At 34.2% G+C, this 22,259-nt stretch carries 20 protein-coding genes, 1 pseudogene and 1 other annotated feature; of the genes and pseudogenes, 7 read left to right on the top strand and 14 right to left on the bottom strand.

Features of this window, described 5'->3' with window-relative positions; genetic code table 11:
• Positions 1 to 170: 170 nt before the first annotated feature.
• On the top strand, positions 171 to 821 hold the full coding sequence (locus AC6CHR_RS21740) for a TVP38/TMEM64 family protein (protein ID WP_498251134.1): 651 nt from the start codon (positions 171 to 173) through the stop codon (positions 819 to 821).
• 91 nt (positions 822 to 912) lie between these two features.
• On the opposite strand, the gene AC6CHR_RS21735 is transcribed toward AC6CHR_RS21740, so the two are convergent.
• Together AC6CHR_RS21735 and AC6CHR_RS21730 are read right to left on the bottom strand one after the other, a co-directional pair.
• On the bottom strand, positions 913 to 1,371 hold the full coding sequence (locus AC6CHR_RS21735; RefSeq protein ID WP_498251132.1) for an NUDIX hydrolase: 459 nt from the start codon (positions 1,369 to 1,371) through the stop codon (positions 913 to 915).
• A gap of 385 nt (positions 1,372 to 1,756) precedes the next feature.
• A complete protein-coding gene (locus tag AC6CHR_RS21730; RefSeq protein WP_498251130.1) occupies positions 1,757 to 2,083 on the bottom strand; it encodes a winged helix-turn-helix transcriptional regulator in 327 nt (108 codons plus the stop codon).
• A 238-nt stretch (positions 2,084 to 2,321) separates the two neighbouring features.
• On the opposite strand from AC6CHR_RS21730, the gene AC6CHR_RS21725 reads away from it, so the two are divergent.
• Positions 2,322 to 3,173: a VOC family protein gene (locus tag AC6CHR_RS21725; protein WP_498251129.1), complete on the top strand. Its 852-nt coding sequence runs from the start codon at positions 2,322 to 2,324 to the stop codon at positions 3,171 to 3,173.
• A gap of 25 nt (positions 3,174 to 3,198) precedes the next feature.
• Positions 3,199 to 4,269: an LLM class flavin-dependent oxidoreductase gene (locus AC6CHR_RS21720; RefSeq protein ID WP_498251128.1), complete on the top strand. Its 1,071-nt coding sequence runs from the start codon at positions 3,199 to 3,201 to the stop codon at positions 4,267 to 4,269.
• 1,066 nt (positions 4,270 to 5,335) lie between these two features.
• Here AC6CHR_RS21720 and AC6CHR_RS21715 read toward each other — a convergent pair.
• Positions 5,336 to 6,097 carry an SDR family oxidoreductase gene (locus AC6CHR_RS21715; RefSeq protein WP_498251126.1) on the bottom strand — a complete coding sequence of 254 codons (762 nt, stop codon included), beginning with the start codon at positions 6,095 to 6,097 and terminating at the stop codon, positions 5,336 to 5,338.
• A gap of 197 nt (positions 6,098 to 6,294) precedes the next feature.
• Here AC6CHR_RS21715 and AC6CHR_RS21710 point away from each other — a divergent pair, with 197 nt between their 5' ends.
• Complete coding sequence (locus AC6CHR_RS21710) at positions 6,295 to 6,915, top strand: TetR/AcrR family transcriptional regulator (RefSeq protein ID WP_498251124.1); 621 nt, start codon at positions 6,295 to 6,297, stop codon at positions 6,913 to 6,915.
• A 79-nt stretch (positions 6,916 to 6,994) separates the two neighbouring features.
• Here the strand turns inward: AC6CHR_RS21710 and AC6CHR_RS21705 are convergent, their stop codons facing one another.
• From AC6CHR_RS21705 to AC6CHR_RS21680, 6 genes and pseudogenes are all read right to left on the bottom strand, one after another.
• Positions 6,995 to 7,747 carry a CPBP family intramembrane glutamic endopeptidase gene (locus AC6CHR_RS21705; protein ID WP_498251123.1) on the bottom strand — a complete coding sequence of 251 codons (753 nt, stop codon included), beginning with the start codon at positions 7,745 to 7,747 and terminating at the stop codon, positions 6,995 to 6,997.
• 478 nt (positions 7,748 to 8,225) lie between these two features.
• A pseudogene (locus AC6CHR_RS21700) lies at positions 8,226 to 8,552 on the bottom strand (class I tRNA ligase family protein); the annotation flags it as partial.
• 62 nt (positions 8,553 to 8,614) lie between these two features.
• Positions 8,615 to 8,836: a binding site (T-box leader), on the bottom strand.
• Positions 8,837 to 9,119: 283 nt separating this feature from the next.
• Positions 9,120 to 10,046: a 1,4-dihydroxy-2-naphthoate polyprenyltransferase gene (locus AC6CHR_RS21695; RefSeq protein ID WP_498251122.1), complete on the bottom strand. Its 927-nt coding sequence runs from the start codon at positions 10,044 to 10,046 to the stop codon at positions 9,120 to 9,122.
• Between the two features lie 73 nt (positions 10,047 to 10,119).
• Positions 10,120 to 10,551: a MarR family winged helix-turn-helix transcriptional regulator gene (locus AC6CHR_RS21690; RefSeq protein ID WP_498251121.1), complete on the bottom strand. Its 432-nt coding sequence runs from the start codon at positions 10,549 to 10,551 to the stop codon at positions 10,120 to 10,122.
• A 492-nt stretch (positions 10,552 to 11,043) separates the two neighbouring features.
• Complete coding sequence (locus tag AC6CHR_RS21685) at positions 11,044 to 12,081, bottom strand: serine hydrolase domain-containing protein (protein ID WP_498251120.1); 1,038 nt, start codon at positions 12,079 to 12,081, stop codon at positions 11,044 to 11,046.
• Positions 12,082 to 12,646: 565 nt separating this feature from the next.
• On the bottom strand, positions 12,647 to 12,979 hold the full coding sequence (locus tag AC6CHR_RS21680) for a hypothetical protein (RefSeq protein ID WP_498251118.1): 333 nt from the start codon (positions 12,977 to 12,979) through the stop codon (positions 12,647 to 12,649).
• Between the two features lie 65 nt (positions 12,980 to 13,044).
• Between AC6CHR_RS21680 and AC6CHR_RS21675 the strand changes: the two genes are divergently transcribed.
• Positions 13,045 to 14,013, top strand: coding sequence for an NAD(P)-dependent alcohol dehydrogenase (locus AC6CHR_RS21675; RefSeq protein WP_498251117.1), 969 nt, complete (start codon positions 13,045 to 13,047; stop codon positions 14,011 to 14,013).
• A 276-nt stretch (positions 14,014 to 14,289) separates the two neighbouring features.
• On the opposite strand, the gene tsaA is transcribed toward AC6CHR_RS21675, so the two are convergent.
• Positions 14,290 to 14,754 carry a tRNA (N6-threonylcarbamoyladenosine(37)-N6)-methyltransferase TrmO gene (tsaA, locus tag AC6CHR_RS21670; protein WP_498251160.1) on the bottom strand — a complete coding sequence of 155 codons (465 nt, stop codon included), beginning with the start codon at positions 14,752 to 14,754 and terminating at the stop codon, positions 14,290 to 14,292.
• 498 nt (positions 14,755 to 15,252) lie between these two features.
• Between tsaA and AC6CHR_RS21665 the strand changes: the two genes are divergently transcribed.
• Positions 15,253 to 16,170: a DMT family transporter gene (locus tag AC6CHR_RS21665; protein WP_498251116.1), complete on the top strand. Its 918-nt coding sequence runs from the start codon at positions 15,253 to 15,255 to the stop codon at positions 16,168 to 16,170.
• A 224-nt stretch (positions 16,171 to 16,394) separates the two neighbouring features.
• Here AC6CHR_RS21665 and AC6CHR_RS21660 read toward each other — a convergent pair whose 3' ends face one another.
• Genes AC6CHR_RS21660 through AC6CHR_RS21650 form a run of 3 tightly spaced genes read right to left on the bottom strand, consistent with a single transcriptional unit; the run spans position 16,395 to position 19,323 of the window.
• Entirely contained in the window at positions 16,395 to 17,213 is an 819-nt protein-coding gene (locus AC6CHR_RS21660) for an ABC transporter ATP-binding protein (RefSeq protein ID WP_498251115.1), read from the bottom strand.
• Positions 17,214 to 17,266: 53 nt separating this feature from the next.
• A complete protein-coding gene (locus AC6CHR_RS21655) occupies positions 17,267 to 18,322 on the bottom strand; it encodes a FecCD family ABC transporter permease (protein ID WP_498251114.1) in 1,056 nt (351 codons plus the stop codon).
• Positions 18,319 to 19,323: a FecCD family ABC transporter permease gene (locus AC6CHR_RS21650; RefSeq protein WP_498251112.1), complete on the bottom strand. Its 1,005-nt coding sequence runs from the start codon at positions 19,321 to 19,323 to the stop codon at positions 18,319 to 18,321. Before AC6CHR_RS21650 ends, AC6CHR_RS21655 begins: the two co-directional genes overlap by 4 nt.
• A 171-nt stretch (positions 19,324 to 19,494) precedes the next feature.
• Between AC6CHR_RS21650 and AC6CHR_RS21645 the strand changes: the two genes are divergently transcribed.
• Positions 19,495 to 20,493: an ABC transporter substrate-binding protein gene (locus AC6CHR_RS21645; RefSeq protein WP_498251111.1), complete on the top strand. Its 999-nt coding sequence runs from the start codon at positions 19,495 to 19,497 to the stop codon at positions 20,491 to 20,493.
• A gap of 215 nt (positions 20,494 to 20,708) precedes the next feature.
• On the opposite strand, the gene AC6CHR_RS21640 is transcribed toward AC6CHR_RS21645, so the two are convergent.
• Entirely contained in the window at positions 20,709 to 22,247 is a 1,539-nt protein-coding gene (locus tag AC6CHR_RS21640; RefSeq protein WP_498251110.1) for a response regulator, read from the bottom strand.
• Positions 22,248 to 22,259: the final 12 nt, after the last annotated feature.

The raw sequence follows: 22,259 nt of genomic DNA, 5'->3' as shown, positions 1-22,259 counted from the left end.
ATGTCTTTGAACAGGAAATTGATCCTAAACGAGAACTACAAACACAAGATATGGACGAGGCGATTGGAGAGACACTTTCCGTTTGTAATGCTTTTATATCCATTAATATATAAGAAATAATTACCGGAAAAATCAATTTATCAAGTTTTCAAGTAGGGAGTTTTACATTGATGAGAAAAGGGTTATTTTTTGTAATAATATATGGAGTCATTCTCCTTACTGTCTTTTCTTATAGAGATTTTTTGTTAAACTGGCTGAATAACAGTGATTATTCACAAATTCCTTTTATGTTTTTTCTATCAGTATTGTTAAGTGTCGTTCCTATTTTTCCATTTTCAGTTTTTGCTGGAATGATGGGAGCAAAATATGGTATTTGGTTTGGTAGTATGATTAACTGGTTCGGCTCAGTAGGAGCAGCGATACTTTTTTTTGTTCTGGCACGTTACTTTTTTATTAATGAATTTAAACAATATGTCTCTCGCTTTAAAGGTTTTAAAACAATGAACGGTATTCTTAATAGGAATACATTTAGCACCGTGTTGTTGGCACGAATTATTTATATCATCCCTCCAGCAGTAATCAACATCTATTCTGGGCTAAGCACTATGTCATTTAAAGCCTATTTTTTTGCAACTGCCATTGGTCAAGTTCCTGCAATGATAGTGTACGCCTATTTAGGAAATCAATTATTTACTTCGGTTCTAACATTTATACAAGTTCTTGCTTTATATATAGGATTTATTCTTATCGTTTTGTTGATTTACCGAAGGTGGTTTAATGGAAAGTCAAAGGTTGATCTGGAGTATCCTAAAAACAAATAAACTAGAGCTAGAAAAAATGTCTTAATTCGATTGCTATTAAGGTACTATAAGCCCATGTCTTTACAATATTGACCAATAGGACCCACTAAACTTACTTGAGTGACAAAGAAGGTGAGTATTTTTTTATAAGGTTTTTAATTAGAGGATTTAGTCCATCGGGCAATGCATTTAATTTAAAAAACATCGCTTCAACTGTTTCTTTGCCGTCAGCTTTTAGTGCTCCACTCTTTATTTCTTTTGAGGTGTAAGCAATGGTTACAGGATAGAATTCATCTCCATTTGGTAATTTAACACAGTGTTGTTTCTCTGAAAAAACATCTAGCAACTCAAGTTTACCAATCTCTATTCCTGTTTCTTCTAATACTTCTCTTCTACCAGCCTCCTCTGTAGATTCTGCTAATTCCATAAATCCTCCAGGTACTCCCCAAACTCCATCTCTTCTCTTTTGTAATAATAATTCACCGGTTTCATTTATTACCGCAACCGCAATACCTACTAATATAAGTGGTTGGTTGCCAACAACTTTAGGTAAGTCTGCAATATAGTCCATTAATAGCCTCCCACTTTTTATATTCTAAATAAATCAATTCTACATTTAGAATACCTTTTCTTCTTACTTCACTAAATATCATTGTTATCAAAAGAAGCATCTTTCTTTTATTTGGCAACAGCATATGCTCTAGTTTTGTTTGTAAATATGGATTTTCCACTTATTTGAAATTTTTAGCAAACCTTAATTAATTTTATAATCATAATGTTTCGATTTATGTATAACACTAATCAAATAAAGCATCATCATGTGTTTTTCCTATAGAGAAAAATCATGATAATGCCAATTAAACTTAGTTCTATCGAAAGGTTGTTGGTTTTTGAGTTTTTTCACTCCATATTAATACTAGCTATTATAATATCGCTATTGTGTTCGGATATGACTTTTATTTTTCTGTACGATCTATCGGTATCCAGAGTTGAGACCAGTTTTCTATCTCTTTTAATATTGTTTTTAAAGAAACACCTTTTTCTGTAAGTGAGTACTCAATAATCACTGGTGTTTCTGGGATAACAGTTCGTGTAACAATTCCTTGATGTTCCAAGTCTTTCAATCGTTCAGACAGAACTTTCCCACTAATTCCAATAGAAGATTGAATGGTGCCAAACCGTTGCGGACCAGACAATAATTGATAAATAACTAAAGTTGTCCAGCGTTGACTTAAAAGCAAGACCGCTTTTTCAAAACGTGGACAAAGAATAGATTGTTCCATTAAACTTTTCACCCCTCTATATTATAATATATCACTTTTAATAAGAAATTAAATTACAATAAATAATAAAGTTACTTGACAAAACCTACTTATATTAATAAACTTACTTACATAAAGTAACTAGATATAAAAAGTTAGTTGTATGTCCTAAATATAGGAAAAACTCTTCATTCATGTTTTAAATATTAATTTACCATCAATTTTAAGTTTACTTATATAATAAACAGGAGGAATGTATATGGGATTTCATAGTAAACCAACTACTTTTGTAGGACATGTAAAAATCAAAGTGGCAAACCTAGAACGCTCTCTTACCTATTATCAAGAAGTAATTGGTTTTAAAATTCTTGAACAAACGAAAACGACAGCTAAATTAACTACGGATGGTCAAACAAGTATCTTGTCTATTGAGCAACCAAAAGATGTTGAAGCAATTCAAGGGAAAACAACAGGGCTATACCACTTTGCTATTCTATTGCCTGAACGTAAAGATTTAGCAAATATTGTTCATCATTTTATTGAAGATAGAATTCGAATTGGATCATCCGACCATCTTGTCAGTGAAGCTCTCTATCTTAGTGATCCTGATGGAAATGGGATTGAGATTTATATTGATCGCGATCCTTCCGTTTGGAATTGGAATAACGGAGAAGTAGCCATGACAGTTGACCCGCTTGATTTTGAAGACCTTCTTTCAAGTGAACAACTGGATAATACATGGAAGGGTCTACCAGCTAATACCATCATGGGACATATCCATTTACATGTATCCGAATTGAAAAAGACACAGGAATTTTATATCAAAGGACTTGGTTTTGAAGTGGTGAACCAATTTGGGGATCAGGCACTTTTTATCTCAACCAATAAATACCATCATCATATTGGCTTAAATACATGGAATGGTGTGGGTGCTCCGCCTCAACCAGTAAACAGTGTCGGTCTTGATTTTTTTACACTCATTCTGCCAAATAGCCAAGCTAGAGATCTTGTGGTAACTAGTTTAAAAAGTATAGGTGCTCCTGTTACAATAGAAAATGGTGTTTTTATAACCTCTGATCCTTCAGGCAATCGTATTCACTTAGAGATTTAAACAAAATAACTGGAGGAAAATGTAGATGTATGTAGACGAGAAATTGAAAAATAAAGGGATCGAAATTGGTATCTACACACTTGGTGATATATGTCCCGATCCTCATACTGTAAAAGTGATTCATTCAGGGCAACGAGTCAAGGAAATAATTGAAGCAGCAAAACTTGCTGATGAGGCTGAACTTGATGTATTTGGGGTTGGTGAACATCATCGATTAGACTATGCGGTATCAGCAAGTCCAGTAGTATTGGCGGCAATTGCCCAAATAACCAAACAAATCAAATTAACAAGTGCAACAACAGTATTAAGTACAGTTGACCCCGTTCGTCTTTTCGAAGACTTTGCTACCTTAGATTTGATTTCGGATGGCCGTGCGGAAATAATAGCTGGTCGAGGAGCGTTTTTAGAATCCTTCCCACTTTTTGGACACAACACAAATGACTATGATGCTCTTTTTTCAGAAAATATAGATTTGTTTTTAAAACTAAATGAAAACGAGTTAATCTCATGGAATGGACGGTTCCGTTCTGCCTTAAAGGATGCAGAAGTTTCACCACGACCTATTCAAACTCATTTACCCATTTCGATTGGTGTTGGAGGTACTCCAGAGAGTGCAGCTCGTGCCGGAAGTTTGGGTATTGGCATGGCGATGGCGATCCTTAGCGGTGACCCAATGCGATTCAAGCCTTTGGTGGATGAGTACCGAAAAGCTGGGATCGATGCTGGACATGAATTAAATAAACTCAAAATAGCAGTCACTGGACATGGGTATATCGCAAAGACAAGTCAACAAGCAAAGGACGAGTACTATCCGTATTATTCTAATTACAAGTCATTCGGTAACCGACAAAGTGAAGGAGAATATCGGTTGTCAAGAGGAGATTTTGAACAGATGACAGGACCGGATAACGCCTTGTTTGTTGGTAGCCCACAACAGATCGTCGAGAAAATCCTTAGTCAATACGAGCTATTTGGACATCAGCGCTTCATGGCACAAATTGATATTGGTGGTTTACCCTTTAAGAAAGTAGCTGAAGGTATTGAGCTATTGGCTACGGAGGTAGCTCCAATAGTTCGGAAAGAAACAAGTAAGTGACTATGACGTTCATTTTCACTTGTATAATATGATTATTACTTATTTGTTAGATCAACTTGTTTCATGTATATCTTTCTTCAGTGGGCATATTCCCCTTTTTCATAAATCCTGTATAAATTACAGGATTTACATTTATCAAGTAGATCGTAAAGCAGTAAATAAGTAATCCCTTTTAGGAAACCTTTATAGAAGAATATTCATTTTATTAAACCATTCCATATCCTCTCAAGACTAACCGAACTCTCAAAAAACGTTAATTTAAATACATCCGGATTCGTCAACGTTCTCCATTGATTAAACCTGAAGCTATTATCATAATATCTTACAATTAAATGCCATTAAATTCTCGTAAGTAATAACTGCTATAATTTTTTCTTTATTAGTACTTAGATAATCATTGATAAACGATATTCCTCGATTCATAGCCTTTATACTTGTTTCTCCACCTTCATATGCAAGTTCAACTCCTTAAATGTTTCTTTAAGCATAGCTAACCAATCATCTTTAGGAATTGAGCATAGTACCCTTTCGACTAGCCTAATATCTCCTTCAATTTTATGTCCTATCTGCTATTTTATTGGATTCGAACTAAATGCTCTCACATAGGGAATGGAAATAATAAAATCTATTTGTTTATCTAAAAAAAATTTGCTAGCTTTTTTGACTGTGACAAACAATTGTCTGTTAAAATCGATTCAAACTTTTGTTCCTTATCCTCACAATGACGAATCATGCTTCCATCCCCTTCAATTTTGATATTATTGAAGAATTACAATTTTATAATTAAATGCTTTTGGTCTTATATTTCTCCTTCATTGTTGAAATACCTTCTTCATCCAAACTATATAAAATAAGAAAAAACACCTTGCCATCATACTGCAAATCAAAGTTTTTCAGCACTGTAACTATTGCAAAACAAAATATTAAGAGACAGAATCTCTATTGAATAAACCTGCTTCAATTAACAAAAGTCGACAACAAAAAACCATTTTGATAAAAGTTTCATCAAAATGGTTTTTACAGTATTGAGTACGACATTATTTTTAAATAGAAACTAAAAGTAGCATTAAAAAGCAGCGGTCCAGCCAGCATCGGCTACAATAACTGTGCCGTTAACAAAGCTTGATTCATCAGAAGCTAAAAAAAGAGCAACTTGAGCAATTTCGTCAGATTTACCCATTCTTGGCATAACATCTTGTACCACCTTTGTACGACTTGCACCAAATTCATTCATATTTTTCATCGATGAACCAATGTTTGTTTCAACACCACCTGGTGCAATTGCGTTACAACGAATGCCTTTGTTTGCATACATGAAACCAGTATTCTTTGTTAGACCAACGACTGCATGTTTTGATGCCCCATATGTAGCCCCTGCATGAGCACCATTTAATCCACCGGTAGAAGCCGTATTAACGATTACTCCTTTTCCTTTTTCTAAAAAGATCGGTATTGCTTTACGCATTGCACGCATGACACTTTTTGTATTAATATCAAATATTAAATCCCATCTGTCATCATTAATGTCACCAACCGGTTCAAATCCATCCATAATACCAGCATTATTAACTAGGATATCTAACGTACCATACTCACTTACGGCAGTATCAATCATATTTTCAATATCTTCTAATTTTGCTACATTAACTTGTACAGCTTTAGCTACACCACCATTAGAAATAATACCTTCAGCAGCAGTTGTAGCGCCTTCTATATTAAGATCCGCTAAAATAACTTTTGCCCCTTCTTTAGCATACAATTCTGCAATGGCTTTTCCCATGCCAGATGCTGCTCCTGTTACGATTGCCACTTTATCATTAAGTCTCATTATAATTCCTCCATTCATTTGAATGCGTTATTAGACTAAAATTATTGAACAGTTGTTCATTATTTACTATAATCAATATTATTATCATATAGTAATTAATGCAATCAGCAAATAAAGCTCGATTTGTCTATTAATCAACACTATATTTAGTATTTGTTCAATAAGATTAATTTTTTTTCAAATGATGGAGGTCCTTTATGAATTACGACATAACGAACACGATAGACAGAAGGATTACTAAATCTAAACAAGCCTTAAAAGATGCCATTCTATCATTAATGAAAGAGAAAGATTTTAAAAAGATTACAATCACAGACATTGTACAAATAGCAGACTTAAATCGTGGAACGTTTTATAAACATTATCAATATAAAGAGGATATTTTGGATGAAATTATCGATGATGTCATATCAGATTTGATTTCATCTTTTCGCGAACCTTATAAAGGTAACGAAACGTTTGAGGTGAGAAAACTAACATCTTCTGCTATTAAAATCTTTGAACATGTGAATAAATATCAGGATTTTTACACTCTAATCGTGCAATCTACTACACTATCTGGTTTTCAGAGTAAAATATGCAATGTACTAAAAGAATTAGCATTGCATGACCTAAATGACAATCTATCTTATCCAAACATTAATCGAAAATTGCAAGCTAACTATCATGCATATGCTATTTTAGGAATGATTATAGAGTGGATTGATGGAGGATTTAAATACAGTTCAACCTATATGGCTGAACAACTTTTGGAAATAATAATGAATAATCAAGCACATGCTGTTTATACATTAAATATGACTGAATTGGAGCGATAAATTTCAGTTCCTTTTTAGAGTAGTTTTGTCGCAGTAAAAGTAGTTTATAACAAAATCTATACTCTACAGAATTTTCTTCCTAATATACTCCTAAAATCAAGAAAATAATTGGGAAAGCACTAAATGCAATGTTAACAAAAAAATGACAAATGAGTAGAGGAAACAATCTTTTTTGTTTATGATAGATAATCCCACTGCCAATTCCCCATACAAAGAATGCAACTGCATAGACAATAGCTCCTTGAAAACTTGCAGCTAACATAACGTGTTGGAAAGCAAAACCAATAGAAGGAATAATAACACCAACCCACACCCTTTTATAACGCTTGATAAATAATGGTTGGGCATAACCACGGTACATTAACTCTTCAATTGGGGCATTTAAAAAAGGGAAAATTAAAGATATGCCTGCTGCAACCCACATTAGCCATACTGGACGTGAAAAGGAATCGTTCTCTACATCTCCAGCAAATACAGTTTGAAAATGATTGATAAAATCAGTTCCAAACATAATAAACATTGTTCCCATAACAGCAAAAACAAAGGGAATATACAAAATAAAAAGCCAAAAGACACCGTACAAAATATCCTTTCCTAAACGGTCTGGACGAAAACCTAGTAATTCTTTGATGGTACGGCCTTCCTTTTTTAATATTTGATACATAAGAAAGAAGCACATTACATTTACAACTGTGAAGTAAACGGTCGATAAATCAGGAAGAAAAGGGAAAGTGATTTCTAATCCAGACAGTTTTATTACTAAATAGAAAATAATGAACATCACAAAGAGCAATGGAATTCGTATAAATGAAACAATCCATGCATTTTTCAAGAAGGTGTCACCTACTTTCTAGAATGATCCAACTATCTTTTTAATAGGCTGTTTTCGCAAAGGTTGTTGCTTTCCATACAAAGTACACATGTACACGTTTTAAGCTTATCACCATGCTCTTTTCGCTAAATGACTTGATACCCCTCTGGAGATTGCTTGAATTTACATCATAAAAATCCAAAAGCAGATTTTTATTAGTCCTAGAGCAACAAACTTTTAGAAAAGAGCCTTTTAATAATAACCAATTGTCCAGTAGCACTATCTAATTCAAGTATTAATCCATTAGCTTCAGTTAGAAACTAAATGATTAATTAAGGAGATGGATAAAATCTATAACGCGAATACCCATCAGTACTTTTAAAGGAGTCTTTACCGAAATCCGTCTTTAACAAGTGCTCCTCTATATTAAGTTCTACAAATAAAAATAAGAACCTTCTTAAAAGATTAGTTTCAAACAATACGTATAGATTAAGAGTGATAACTCCAAAAAGATATTCTGTACAATAGTGTGATGATGTTCTGTATCAGTCCGTGTGTAGCAATCATAGGTAAAACCTAATACTTCAAAACAGTTAGAAAACTCCTCGTGATATTTATCAGCAATTTCTTTCTGGGTTACCCGCTCTTGCTTTGCTCTTAAAGAAATTGGAGTTCCGTTACAATCACTTCCTGAAACATAAAGAACGTTCTCACCTTTAGCTCTATAATATCGATCTAAAACATCACCCGATAATAAACTAGCTATGTGACCTAAATGCAATGAACCATTTGCATATGGCCAAGCTCCACCAATAAATACACTCATTTAATATTCCTCCTTCTGTAGTTTTAAACAACAAAAAACCTCGCCCAAAAACAAATACATTGTCTAAGGACGAGGTTATACCCGTGTTTCCACCTAACAATAAAGTTCTTATACTCTGACATTTATAACGAGTGCCAAATCTCGTCATAGCTTTACCCGCAATTTGAAGTTCAGCTATGCTACTCAGAGACCATATTCAATCAATCATCCTTTGCTTATTATCAGCTACCGAAGCTTTCTGTATAAGAATAAAATCGATTTACTCTTCTCTTCATTGCTTTTAAGTTCAATCATCATTTACCGTATTATTACATTTCTTTTCCTTTTATTTAAATTAGTTAACAATAACATTGTTATGTAAACTATGTACAGTAGCTAATTTCCCCAAATGATCAAATGAACTCCAAGGGAAAACCCTGTATTATCACGTTAGTAAATATTACAGGGTTTTAATTAAATTTTTTCAATTTTAATAAGTATTCTGCTAAATAATCAAGAGGTGTAAAAGTTACGATCGTACTCGATCAGTTATATGATGAGTAAGAATTGTAGTTTTGTCAAGAACGCTTAAAAAAGATAACTAATAAATAAACCTAGTGAAAGCAGAAAACCAAAAATGGTATTGGTTTGACCCGTTGCTTTCATCGCATTAACCATGTTCAAAGGATTTTCTCTGTCTACAAACCCTTTAATTGCTTGAATCGGTTTAGGTACACTTAAAAAAATCAGAAACAGCCACAAACTTATATCGCTAGCTAGGATTAATCCTGTAATCCATAGATAAGCGGTTAAAAATAAGAATGCTAGGAAGTATACTGCTTTTTTCTTCCCTAACAAAATAGCTAAAGTCTTTCGTCCGCCCTTCTTATCTTCCTCTATATCTCGGATATTGTTAGAGAGATTAAGAGCACCGACGAGAATTGCAATGGGAATGGATATGAGAATACTTTGAGTATTTATCGTGTTTGTCTGAATAAAAAAAGAAATCAATACAAACAGTGAACCCATACATATTCCTGCAAATAGTTCTCCAAAAGGTGTGTATGCAATTGGGAATGGGCCTCCTGTGTAAAGGTATCCAACTGCCATCCCAGCTAGACCAATAAGAGCCAACCACCAACTGCTGTTAGCACATATATATAAGCCAATCAAAAGGGCTATACCATAAGAGCTTAACGCTAATTGTAACACCGACTTTGGTTTCATCCCGTGTCGTACGATGGCTCCCCCAATCCCCACTGAATCTTCTGTATCAAGCCCACGTTTAAAGTCATAATATTCATTAAACAGATTAGTAGCAATTTGAATCAAAAGGCAAGAAAAAAGTACAGCAATAAAAAGCCAGATATGAATTTTCACATAAAACATAGCCAAGACGGTTCCGATTAAGACTGGTACAAATGATGCCGTTAATGTATGAGGGCGAGTTAATTGCCATAACACTTTTCCTACACTTTGTTCTCCTGAATCATTTATTATATTGTCTTGTTGCATTTAACTCTTCCTTTCTATAAGTAAAAATATTGCCGTTTAATTTTACCATGTATAGGTATTATTTGAACATTTATTATTCAATAGCTGCCAAAGTATTGTTCATCATCTTTGTGAAAAGGTTTTGCATGTCAACAAATTGTTCAACCGTTATCCCAGACATCACGGTTTGTTGTGTTTTTTGAAGAACGGGCACAACAAAATGTTCAAGTCGCTTCCCTTCATCGGTTAAATGAACTTTAAATGTGCGTTTGTCTAGAGGGTCATCTGCTCTTTTAATGTATCCCTTTCTTTCTAAACTCACAATCATTCGTGCAATATTAGCTTTGTCCTTATTTAGTTTTAGGGCAAATTCGTTAGGTGAAATTGCATCCTTTTGCCAAAGCATCATCATAATTAAATTTTGTTCTGGGGTAAGATTGTAAGGTTCTAACTGTTTTTTTACATAATTTGCAATGGTCAAATCCGCATTTCGAATCAGGATTCCAATATGTTCATTCAAATTCAATAGGTATCCACCTTCCCAAAAGTCGTTGAATAAACAACGTTGATATATCAACGTTATAGCAATATATTTTCTTTGTCAACTATTCTTCGTCCGATTTTACCTTTGCAATCTTCGATCATTCCGCTTGTTAGCACAATAAGGGTTGAACTATTAATTAATGACTTGTCTCTTCTCGTTAGTAGTGTTTATTTTTTCTTCAACAAGCATAAACCAAATAATTCTCACTGTAGACAACGATTGAAGAATATTCAATAAGTGTATATTCAATAAACCCTGTTGAAATTAGCTTGCTGCGAAGACAAAAACATCCATTATGATCTTATTACTCTTCATCTAACTCTACCAAATCAATTGTTTCCACTTTAGGTTTCGCCTTGTGAAGATATTTTTACTCACTTATTCAGCACATTATATACTGAATGATTTTTTCACCTTTTTCTATGGAAATAATAAAACACCTTTTTCAACCTCTCAATAAAAACTTACTCTTCTTTACTTCTCAATAGATTTATATATTTCTCCTATGATCCCTTCCATTTGGTGAACACCTAATTCTGTATTTGTCATGATGACTGCACCCTTTTCTATATAAGGAAACGCCACCAACATACATTGAAAACCTACTCCCCAACCAAATGATGAAATTTCAACTCCCTTTTCTATTCCATCTAAAAATACTCCTAGTCCAGTCCACGTCTTACCTCTTTGTGGGGTTATCATTTCTTTCGCTCTACTTGCAGTCATTCCAATCGTGCTTTCTCCTTTCAAAGCTTTCAATAATTCAACGACCAATTGTGCTAGATCTAAGGAACTTGTCCAGAGTCCAGAAGCTGCTGGGAAAGGATAAATAGGATATTTCCCATCTACTAATAGGCCATTTTTGTTATGACCACAAGAAAAATGGTCTTTTTTCGTTCCTGAGATTATCGGATCTAATGTACTGTTTTCCATGTTCAATGGTTCAAATATTTGTTCATTCATCATTTGCTCAAAAGGTGTCTCAGTAATATCCTCTATTAGTTGCTGAATGATACAAAAACCTGCATCTGAATAGTGAAATTCTGTCTCAGGTTCATATTTCACTTCAACAGGACCTTTACAATAAGGTGTTTTCCCCGCTAATAATTCAGCCATTGAAGGAATACCTCCCATAGAATTAAGTTCAGCGAAACTATCTTTTGGGTCAATAATTCCAGATTGATGACTAAGTAAGTTTCGTAATGTAACTCTCTTATATTTAGTTAATTCATTATCAGGTACTTTCCACGAAACAAGCCTTTTGTTTACATCCTCATCTAGATCAAGAAGACCTTGTTCCGTTAGTTTCATAACTAGCATTCCTGTTAGGAATTTACTAATCGAGCAAGCACTAAAAATAGTCTGTCTGTTTACATTTTTAGTTGTTCCAGCCTCTAGCAAACCGTAATCTTCGGTCATCTTAATTTCACCATTCTCAATTAATGTAAAACTCAAACCTAATACATGATAATGCTGCATACGCTCTATAATGTTTATATTCTTCAATTCCATCTATTGCCTCCTAATTTTAACTTAATAGAATTATAACAAGAATATATGTTCTGTGTATATATTTAGATATTTTTACATAAAAAGGAGGATAAATTGTCCTATCCCCTCTTACCGTTTATTCCGTAAACTAAGGATTTCTGAAAATAGATAGACCAATCCGAACCCTCTGAACATAAGCAGAGCCTTTGAATGTATTGAATTCACGATTCAAAGATAGAATTAAAATAAACATTCACTTTTCAACGTTTTCATTGGTTTTTAAGCATTGACAAGAACGTTAATGTTAATCCAACAAAAGGGTTAACAATTGGAAATTGATTGAAATACAGGAGGATACTATCATCATGGTAGAATGGGTTCAACAAACAGAGGGTATCCACTATACAGAGAACTAAGACGATTCTGGTTACAAGTAATAAAATGACTAGAAATGTTATTATTCAATCGTGAACGATAATATTCGCACTCTTTTCACCGAAAATTTTATGCTATTAAAATTAAAACTCGTATTCTGGTAAAGGTTTTCATGTTGAAAATCCACCTAATTTAGGTGTGTATGACTATCTCATTGTTTTCTTATTGCAGACATGGAAGCAAATACAGATTCATTGAATCCTTTAAAGATAAGCCATACTGCTAAAATCATTTCGTTAGCAAAAACAGGTAGAGCCAAAATAGCACCCCAAACAGATACTTGTTCAATGTCCCCGAACATGACTAAAAATGCACATATAAAAACAATACACAACTGGTTAGGTGGTAGATAATAATTTAAATAATTTGAATCTTTATATTCACTATTCCGTATAACATGTGGTATCTTATCCTGCTTGATTTTTATCCTATTGAAAGGATTGTAAACGGTAAGGGTTAAACGATTTGTTTCTTTATTAAACATATTTAGTCAATTTCGATACTAAAATTAGGTAATATTGTTTTAACGAAGAACATTGGAGGGTATTCATGAAAGCTATAGTAAGTCACAAATATGGTTCACCTGATGTGCTTGAATTTAAAGAGGTCGAAAAACCTACACCTTTAGACAATCAAGTTTTGGTAAAGATTCATGCAGCATCTTTGAACTTTGGTAACTTAGTTCTATTGAAAGGCGAACCGTTCTTAGCTCGTTTTGCATTCGGACTACGAAGACCAAAATACTCCATCCCAGGAGGTGACATAGCTGGTCGAGTTGAAGCAGTGGGCAAAGATGTTATCCATTTTCAACCAGGTGATGAAGTATTCGGTGACCTGTCTAGTTGTGGTTGGGGTGGTTTTGCGGAGTATGTAACTATTCCTGAGCATGCAATAGTATTAAAACCATCTAATTTGTCTTTTGCGGAAGCCGCTGCCGTACCTATGGCTGCAGTCACAGCCCTACAGGGTATGCGAGAGAAAGGCAAGATTAAGGCCGAAAAAAAGGTATTGATTAATGGTGCCTCTGGTGGTGTGGGAACATTCGCAGTACAGATTGCTAAATCGTTTGGTGCAGAGGTAACAGGTGTATGTAGTACGAGAAATATAGATATTTTACGTTCAATTGGGGCAGACCATGTCATTGACTATACAGAGGAAGATTTTACGAATAAACCGCAAAAGTATGACTTGATCCTTGCTGTTAATGGTTCTCATCCGATATCTGCCTATAAGCGTGTATTACATCCCAACGGAACATTTGTTCACGTCGGAGGATCAGTGAATCAAATGTTCCAAGCCTTAGTCCAAGGGCCATTTATTTCGATGAAAGATAGAAAGACAATGGGTGTTTTTTTACAAAAATACAACCAAAATGATCTTGTTGTTATAAAAGAACTGATTGAAGCAGGAAAGGTAAAACCTGTTATAGATAGATGTTATAAACTTGCGGATGTTCCTGATGCATTCAGGTATTTTAGCGAAGGACACGCACAAGGAAAAGTTGTCATCACTTTGTGAAGAATTTCAGATGAACAACTTGTTTTATTTTAAAAGAAATAGGAAGAGTTACTAAGTTGATAGAGTCGACCTTAACCATAAACTAAAACGTATAGTCAACTTATATGAAAAACACATTCTTTGAAAAACTCAACAAAATAGTAGAACATCCCCTCTAGTTCTGTTCTTCTACTTAAATGTAAGTGTGAAATCTAAATACAGTATTAGAAGGCACATTTTCACCTATGATGTGCCTTCTGTTTTTGTCATATTTTGAGTCACACGGGTCATGAGGCCTTATTTCCCCCAATAATCTTCCATTAAAATGTTAGACCAATTAGGCTGTTGTATCTCCTTTTTGGGTAGGAATTCTTGCATAACTGGTTTGATATCAATAATAGGCGTTCCATCTATTGCATCTAAACCTTTTACAATTAACTCTTTATTAGTATGTTCAATAAGTTCAACAATTGTACTTCCCAGTTTATTAGGTCTATTTTTCCCCCTTTGTGCAAATATACCTACCTTTGGGAACTCTTTATTGTTTCTTGGATGCCTTGAGTTATATTGTATTTTGTTATCGTTTACCTGATTAAAATAAAACAAAATTTCCAGATGTGAAAACTCATCTATACCCTTTAATGAATCATCGCTTAGTTCATCAGTTAGGAAGATGCTTGAAAGAACATCTCCCCAATGATCATCTTCAATCTCTTTTTTACTATTTTGTACTACCGCAATAGGTTTAATTGTATATATAATTTCCCCCGCCTTTTTGGGTCCTCTATAAATAAGACTAACAGAGTGAATAGTCCCATGAAGAAGACATTAATTTTTGTCAATTTTTTCTTTGAAATAGTCGTATGCTTAAATAACGCATGCTTGAAAATAGGTCACAAACAAAAGTGAATAGCCCCACTATAAGTTCCAATATACTAACCTCTTCATAGTTAATATCTTACATAAAGCTTGTTCGTTCCTCAAGTTTCCTTTTAGTTTCATATAAAAGTGAAAAGAGCAGGAAGCCTAATTTCTTTAATTTATTAAATAATAGTGATCATATTACGGTTAAAGTGGTAAAATTCAATTTAATTAATTATTATATATTTTTCATTTCATCTTATCTATCTAAAAGAGAGCCAAAAAAATGTATGATTTCTTGTTCTTCTCGCTTGAATGATTCGTTATAATGAGCCAGTAGTTGTTTAGAGAAGTAGATTTATGGGCTGAATTAAATTAGTAACAGAAAGGAATAGCATGATGCATAACAAATTAGCACTACTATATATTGGGGTAGCGGCATCTTTATGGGGCTTTATTGGATTCTTTGTAACCTACCTTTACGAATTAGGTTTTACACCAACACAGGTTGTTACCATTCGCTCCATATCAGCCGTTTTATTTTTAGTCGTTTATGTGATAATCAAAAATCGAAAGCTTTTCATAATCAAAATAGCCGATTGTAAGTATTTTATTGGAACTGGTGTTATTAGTATTGTCTTTTTTAATTGGTGCATGTTTAGTGCAATTGAAGAAACGTCTATATCGATTGCATCCATTCTTCTTTACACAGCACCTGCATTTGTCACGATTTTCTCAAGAATCCTTTTTAAAGAATCTCTAACGACACGAAAGGTTATCGCTTTAATTGTAACCTTTGTCGGGTGTTCCTTTGTTATTGGCATTTTGCCAAATTCGAGTGAATCGATTTCATTTCTTGGGTTAATTCTTGGACTTGGTTCCGGTTTCTTTTATGCGCTTTACAGCATATTTGGAAAATTCGCACTCAAAAAATACAACTCTTTAACCGTTACGGCCTATACTTTTTTGTTTGCAACGATAGCAGTAACTCCTTTTAGTGAACTATGGAATGTTATCCCGTTATTTTCAAATCTCAACGTATGGTTCTATATAATCGGGTTAGGTTTTCTTTCAACCATGCTTCCCTTTATTTTTTATACAAAAGGTCTAAGCGAAATAGAATCAAGTCGCGCGTCAATCGTAGCAACAATAGAGCCTGTGATAGCATCACTAGTTGGTTTTTTCATTTTTCAGGAAAAACTAAATCTATGGCAATACATAGGAATCGTTTTAGTTATTACAGCTGTCATTATTGTTCAAGAGACATCTAAAATGACAGCTAAACAAACATCCATAACGAGTGAGCCTTCTCTTTGAAATTAAAGCATAAACAGCATTGGGAATCAGGTTCCCAATGCTGTTCAAGTTGTTTAGTGATACAGGTAGTTAGTGTATCACCACGCCGCTCCTGGTGAAATTACCTACCATGTATAAACGCTCAAAATAACGTCCCTTTCATTCCTAAATCGTGCTCTACTTCAATAGAGCACCTTCATACATATTAATTTGAATAAACCAGCGAATTCCTCCATTTTGTTTTATTATCCATTGATAATCTTACTCTTATTTGCAATATATCTACCTCTTCCATGAGGTATACACATTGGTGTCCCAAACAATGGATCCACGGTTACTTCACAATTCATTTGAAAAACATCCTGAACAAGGCTTTTAGTCAAAACCTCCTCTGGTCTTCCTTGAGCATAGATTTTTTGTTCTTTTAATGCGACAAGATTGTGAGCATACCGACAAGCTAAATTTAAGTCATGGAGAACCATAATGATTGTTCGATTTTCACGTTCATTTAATTCAAATAACAGATCCAATATCTCAATTTGATGAGTCATATCTAAGTATGTTGTTGGTTCATCCAATAAGATCGTGTCTGTTTTTTGTGCTAATGTCATCGCAATCCATGCACGTTGCCTTTGACCACCTGAAAGCGAGTCAACAGGTCTTTCCGCAAAGTTCTGCATGGCAGTTGCCTCAAGAGCACTAGAAACAGCTTCTTCATCTTCCTTTGTCCATTGTTTCAACCAGCTCTGATATGGATATCTGCCCTGTTTAACCAACTGAAGAACTGTCAACCCTTCAGGTGCAACGGGACCCTGAGGGAGAATAGCGAGTTGTTTTGCCACTTCCTTTGTAGACAATTTAGCAATTGCTTCCCCTTGAAGTAAAATCGAACCTTGCTTTGGTTTTAAAAGTCTAGCAATTGAACGAAGTAATGTCGATTTCCCACAGCCGTTACTACCGATAAAAACAGTAATTTCCCCTTTTGGTATGTTTAAATCTAACCCATTAATAATAGTCGTATCTCCATATGAAAGTGTTAGGTCTTTTGTTTCAATAGTGTACATGCCGTTTGTCCTCTCTACTATTATTATATGTTTTTTGGATCGTTAGTTATCGATTACATATTTCTTGTTTTATATAATAAATAGATAAAATATGGTGCGCCAATTGCTGCCGTAAAGACACCGGCCGGAACTTCTAGTGGAGAAAATAAAGTTCTACCTATTAAGTCAGCTACTATTACTAAAATGGCTCCAATTAAGGCCGATACAGGCAGTAATGCACCAAATGATGAACCAACTAACCTTCTAGCAATATGTGGAGCCATTAAACCAACAAAACCAATTACACCTGCAAATGCTACAGCACTTCCAGTTAAAGCCGTACTTAAAAGTAATAGGAAGAGCCGATTTTTTTGAACAGAACTACCAACACCTGTTGCTAGTTCGTCTCCTAGCTCTTGAACATTTATTGTTCGAACCGAAATAAATGAAATCAACAATAAAACGATGACAACTGGTAACAGTATGTGAACCTGTTCCCAATTTGCAGCGTAAACTGTACCTGTGATCCATACATTTGCTTGTGCAGCTTGGTAAATCGGCCCTTTTATCATAAATAAGGTTGTTAACGAATTGGTGAGCAATGATAATCCGATCCCAATTAAAACAAGTCTTATTGGAGATGAACCATTCTTCCAGGATAACAGATAAACAAGTAATCCTAAGATTGTAGCACCTAGGAAGGCAGCAACAGGCATCCATTTGATGCTGACAATTAATGAATTACTTCGATCGCTAAATAGCATTAAAAAGATCACAACTGCTACTGATCCTCCACCCGTAATTCCAATGATATCTGGGGATGCTAATGGGTTACGAATGATCCCTTGTAAAATAGCTCCTGCAACCGCTAAACTCATTCCCACTAATAAAGCAATGATAATCCGTGGTAATCGAAATGAGAAAATAAAGAGATTTTCCATCTCAGATCCATAGCCTAGAAGCGCTTTAAACACATGTAGTGGACTAATTATTAGTTCACCTATTCCTGTACTAATGACAAAAAGCGCTAGTACAATAACAGATAAAATACCAGTAATAAATAGTGCCTTTTTATCTATTAATAATGAAAGTTTATCTGAAAAAAGTCGTAACTTGTAATATTTTTTCATGATCGGCCAAACCCCCTACGTGCAATATAAATAAAAAAGGGAGTTCCAATAAATGCGGTCATAACTCCTACTGGTACTTCTTCTGGCATGATGATAAATCGTGCTAGAATATCTGCTAAAACTAAGAAAGCCCCTCCTAGGATTGCACAATATGGCATGATCCAACGATAATCATTTCCTACTAGAAACCTGGCAAAGTGAGGGATAACAATCCCAATAAACGCGATCGGACCTGCTACCGCAACTGACCCACCTCCTAGAACAATGACGATGAGGGCAGCCATTAATTTAACAGTCCCTGTTCGTTGTCCTAGTCCTTTTGCAACATCTTCTCCCATTGTTAAAACATTTATTTTACTAGATAATAGAAAGCTAAAAATAATTGCAGGTAGCACATAAGGCAGTATTGTTAGTAAGCTTTCCATTTTCCTTCCTTGAATCGAACCAGCTAGCCAAAACAGCACTTGATCAAAAGCTGCTTCATTCACAACCAATAGTCCTTGTGTTAAAGAAGAAAATAAGGCTGCCATAGCAGCACCTGCTAACGTTAACTTCATGGGTGTAAGCCCTTCTCTCCCCAATGAACCAAGGAAGTAAACTGTAAACGCAGTTATAGCAGCACCCGCAAAAGCAGTCCAAGTATAAACCTGTAACGAATCGACATAAAATAATGAGACAGCTACTACTACAAAAAATCCTGCACCAGCGTTTATACCGAATATACTTGGTGAGGCTAGAGGATTTTTTGTTAATGCTTGCATAATAGCCCCAGATATCGCCAAACTGGCACCAACAACTGTCCCAATAAGTGCCCTCGGAAATCTTACATTAAAGATAATAATATGTTCATTTGATCCATCAAAGCTTGTAAAGGCATCAAATGCCATTTTCCAACTTGTGTTTGCATAGCCAAATACAAGACTTCCACACATTAATAACAGAAGAATGATAATGATAGATAATAAGCCTATTAGTTTTAATTGGTTTGATTTAAATAACATGATAAACCTCTATTTCTATTCGATTATAAAATAATTTCTACTAGTATAATAACAAAAATTAAATGATTTTGAAATTCATTTTCATTTAGATATTGACTTTTTAGACAATTCCTTCTATTATTCAATATTGTAATTGAAAATCATTATCAAATAATAGTAGGGGGACAAATAATGAATACTACATACAGAAAATCAACACTAGCAATCCTAATGATGAGCTTTATTCTGCTTTTATTAGCAGCCTGTGGAAACAGTGGAGATGAAGAGGATAAAACAGAAGGTAACAAAGAAGCTCCAGTAGAAGAAACCTATTCGGTTGAACATGTAATGGGAACAGCCGAAATAAAAGGAACACCTAAAAAGGTTGTTATTTTAACAAATGAAGGAACTGAAGCTTTATTAGCTCTTGATGTAAAACCAGTCGGTGCTGTTCAATCCTGGTTAGGTGAACCTTGGTACGAGCATATTACAAGCGAGATGGAAGGCGTTGAAGTTGTTGGTACCGAAAGTGAAGTTAATGTTGAGGCAATTGCAGCCCTTAAACCAGACTTGATTATTGGAAACAAAATGCGTCAAGAAAAAATTTATGACCAATTAAATGCCATTGCTCCAACTGTCTTTGCTGAAACATTAAGGGGTGACTGGCAAGAAAACTTCAAATTATATGCCAAAGCTCTAAATCGTGAAGAAGAAGGCAAAAAAGTCATTGCTGATTTTGAAGGACGTATTACCGAGTTAAAAGAAACTGCTGGTGATAAATTAAATCAATCTGTATCGGTTGTTCGTTTTATGGGAGGATTAACAAGAGTCTATTATACAGATACATTTTCTGGTGTAATCTTTGATAAGCTTGGTTTAAAACATGCAAATACTATTCAAGAGTTATTTGCTAATGATCAAGATGACCTATTTGTACGCGAAGTAGGTAAAGAAGTTATTCCTCAATTAGATGCAGATATTCTCTTCTATTTCACATATGCACCACCTGGTGATAAGGAAGCAACGAAAACAGAGGAAGAATGGACAAACGATCCATTATGGAAAAACCTTGAAGTTGTAAAAGAAGAAAATTCGTATAAAGTAGATGACGCGATTTGGAACACTGCTGGTGGAGTGATCGCAGCAAATTTATTGCTAGATGATCTTGAAGAAAAGCTTGTAACTGAGTAAATAATCGTTTAAAGGACTGACTTATTGTCAGTCTATTTTTTTGGTTCCACTCCCTCATCTATCATTATAATTTCAAAAAAAGAGACATTCCTAAAAGGTTACTTATAAACCTTTAAGAAAAGTCTAAGATCAAATCTATAAATAAAATAGTAGAAAATAATCAGTCTCTATGTAATCGCATACAAAATACTTAGTAATAATTTATACTGTATCAATTAGTCCACCCTACTACCTACAGAGTGGTTTCGAAATTCCTGTGGTGAAATTCCTTCTAATTCACGGAATACACGAGAAAAAAGTTTCGGGTTTTTATAGCCAATTTTCTCACTTATCTCATATACTTTTTCATTTGAGTGAATTAATAATTCTTTCGCTTTTTCAATTCGTACTTTCCTTAAATATGCCACAAAGTTTTCCCCAGTGTATTCCTTAAACGCATGACTAAAATATGAATAATTTAACGATACATGATTAGACACAATCGCTAGATTTAATTCCTTCATATAATTATACTTTATATATGTAACAGCTGCTTCCATTTCGTTATGACTCGTGTATACTTGTTTAATTTGGTGAAGGTATTCATTTAATCTAATAACGAATTGATTGACATTACGAGCATATTCTATGACTGTATCAAATAGATACATGCTTCCTAAGCGGTGATACATTTGAAAGATATCAACTGAGCTTTCACCGAGTTTATTGAAAACTCTATCAAATACAAGATTATTAAATAAATGATTGATTTCTTCAACGTATTGAATCTTTGCAAGTTCCAATTCTTTGTGATTTAAAACCTGCTTTAAAAGCATTTTTAATTCAGCTTCACGATCTGTCCCTAACATATTGCCAATCTTTTTAATCATTTCAATGGGTGCTTGTTTTGATTGTCGGTTTTTATATTCCTCATAGAAAATAAGTCCGGTAGATGACAACAAAAAGTGGTATTTTAGAGCCTCTGCCGCTTGTCGATAACACTCTTTAAAGTTAGTAATGTCTGTCCCTTTTTCACTTATACCAATCTTATATAAATATAAATTTGGTAGCTTTTCCGCTACTTTTTTTATCCAGTGTATATCATTGACAAGGATGACTAGTTGGCGATCTTTATCGATAAACCATATTCCATTTTGACCTAATAGTTTTAAGGTATCCTGATAAATCACTTGATCTCCTATGTTTTTTTCCAGCAAGCTCCCTTTTACGATGGCAATATAATACGGTTTATAAAGCAAATCTAGTTGAGCTCGTTCGCAAATTGTTTTTATTTCTTCTTCTGTAATTGTTTGATGCAAAAGGATGAAATTTAATTGACTTGAACGTAGTTCTTCTGTTTTTTGATGAACGGAAGACACGTTTTTTTCAACAACTTCTTTATTCTGTAGTTCTTTTAGGACTCTCTCAATTGCTGTGTAAAGTTCAATTCGATTGACTGGCTTCAATAAATAATCCTTCACTTCACACTTAATGGCATCTTTTGCATATTGAAAATCATCATACCCACTAAGGACAAGGATAAAAGGCTTACGTTTTAACTGATGTAATTCCTTCATGAGTTGAAGGCCATCCATTTTTGGCATTTTAATATCTGTTATCACGATATCAAATGAATGCTCTTTTGCCATATACAAGGCCTCTACGCCATTAGAGGCAAGAAAAATATCAAAAAGATCAGGGAACTTCCTATTTATCATCACTTTAATTCCTAATCGGATATTTCGTTCATCATCAACAATTAACAGTTGCCGCATACCCTTCGCCCC

The organism is Metabacillus sp. GQ13, assembly GCF_059758525.1.
This window is presented reverse-complemented; position numbering and strand designations above follow the sequence as displayed.

Coding starts and splice junctions, on each gene's coding strand:
- AC6CHR_RS21740 (WP_498251134.1), top strand. CDS start 171: ATGAGAAAAGGGTTATTTTTTGTAATAATATATGGAGTCATTCTCCTT.
- AC6CHR_RS21735 (WP_498251132.1), bottom strand. CDS start 1,371: ATGGACTATATTGCAGACTTACCTAAAGTTGTTGGCAACCAACCACTT.
- AC6CHR_RS21730 (WP_498251130.1), bottom strand. CDS start 2,083: ATGGAACAATCTATTCTTTGTCCACGTTTTGAAAAAGCGGTCTTGCTT.
- AC6CHR_RS21725 (WP_498251129.1), top strand. CDS start 2,322: ATGGGATTTCATAGTAAACCAACTACTTTTGTAGGACATGTAAAAATC.
- AC6CHR_RS21720 (WP_498251128.1), top strand. CDS start 3,199: ATGTATGTAGACGAGAAATTGAAAAATAAAGGGATCGAAATTGGTATC.
- AC6CHR_RS21715 (WP_498251126.1), bottom strand. CDS start 6,097: ATGAGACTTAATGATAAAGTGGCAATCGTAACAGGAGCAGCATCTGGC.
- AC6CHR_RS21710 (WP_498251124.1), top strand. CDS start 6,295: ATGAATTACGACATAACGAACACGATAGACAGAAGGATTACTAAATCT.
- AC6CHR_RS21695 (WP_498251122.1), bottom strand. CDS start 10,046: ATGCAACAAGACAATATAATAAATGATTCAGGAGAACAAAGTGTAGGA.
- AC6CHR_RS21685 (WP_498251120.1), bottom strand. CDS start 12,081: ATGGAATTGAAGAATATAAACATTATAGAGCGTATGCAGCATTATCAT.
- AC6CHR_RS21680 (WP_498251118.1), bottom strand. CDS start 12,979: ATGTTTAATAAAGAAACAAATCGTTTAACCCTTACCGTTTACAATCCT.
- AC6CHR_RS21675 (WP_498251117.1), top strand. CDS start 13,045: ATGAAAGCTATAGTAAGTCACAAATATGGTTCACCTGATGTGCTTGAA.
- AC6CHR_RS21665 (WP_498251116.1), top strand. CDS start 15,253: ATGCATAACAAATTAGCACTACTATATATTGGGGTAGCGGCATCTTTA.
- AC6CHR_RS21660 (WP_498251115.1), bottom strand. CDS start 17,213: ATGTACACTATTGAAACAAAAGACCTAACACTTTCATATGGAGATACG.
- AC6CHR_RS21655 (WP_498251114.1), bottom strand. CDS start 18,322: ATGAAAAAATATTACAAGTTACGACTTTTTTCAGATAAACTTTCATTA.
- AC6CHR_RS21650 (WP_498251112.1), bottom strand. CDS start 19,323: ATGTTATTTAAATCAAACCAATTAAAACTAATAGGCTTATTATCTATC.
- AC6CHR_RS21645 (WP_498251111.1), top strand. CDS start 19,495: ATGAATACTACATACAGAAAATCAACACTAGCAATCCTAATGATGAGC.
- AC6CHR_RS21640 (WP_498251110.1), bottom strand. CDS start 22,247: ATGCGGCAACTGTTAATTGTTGATGATGAACGAAATATCCGATTAGGA.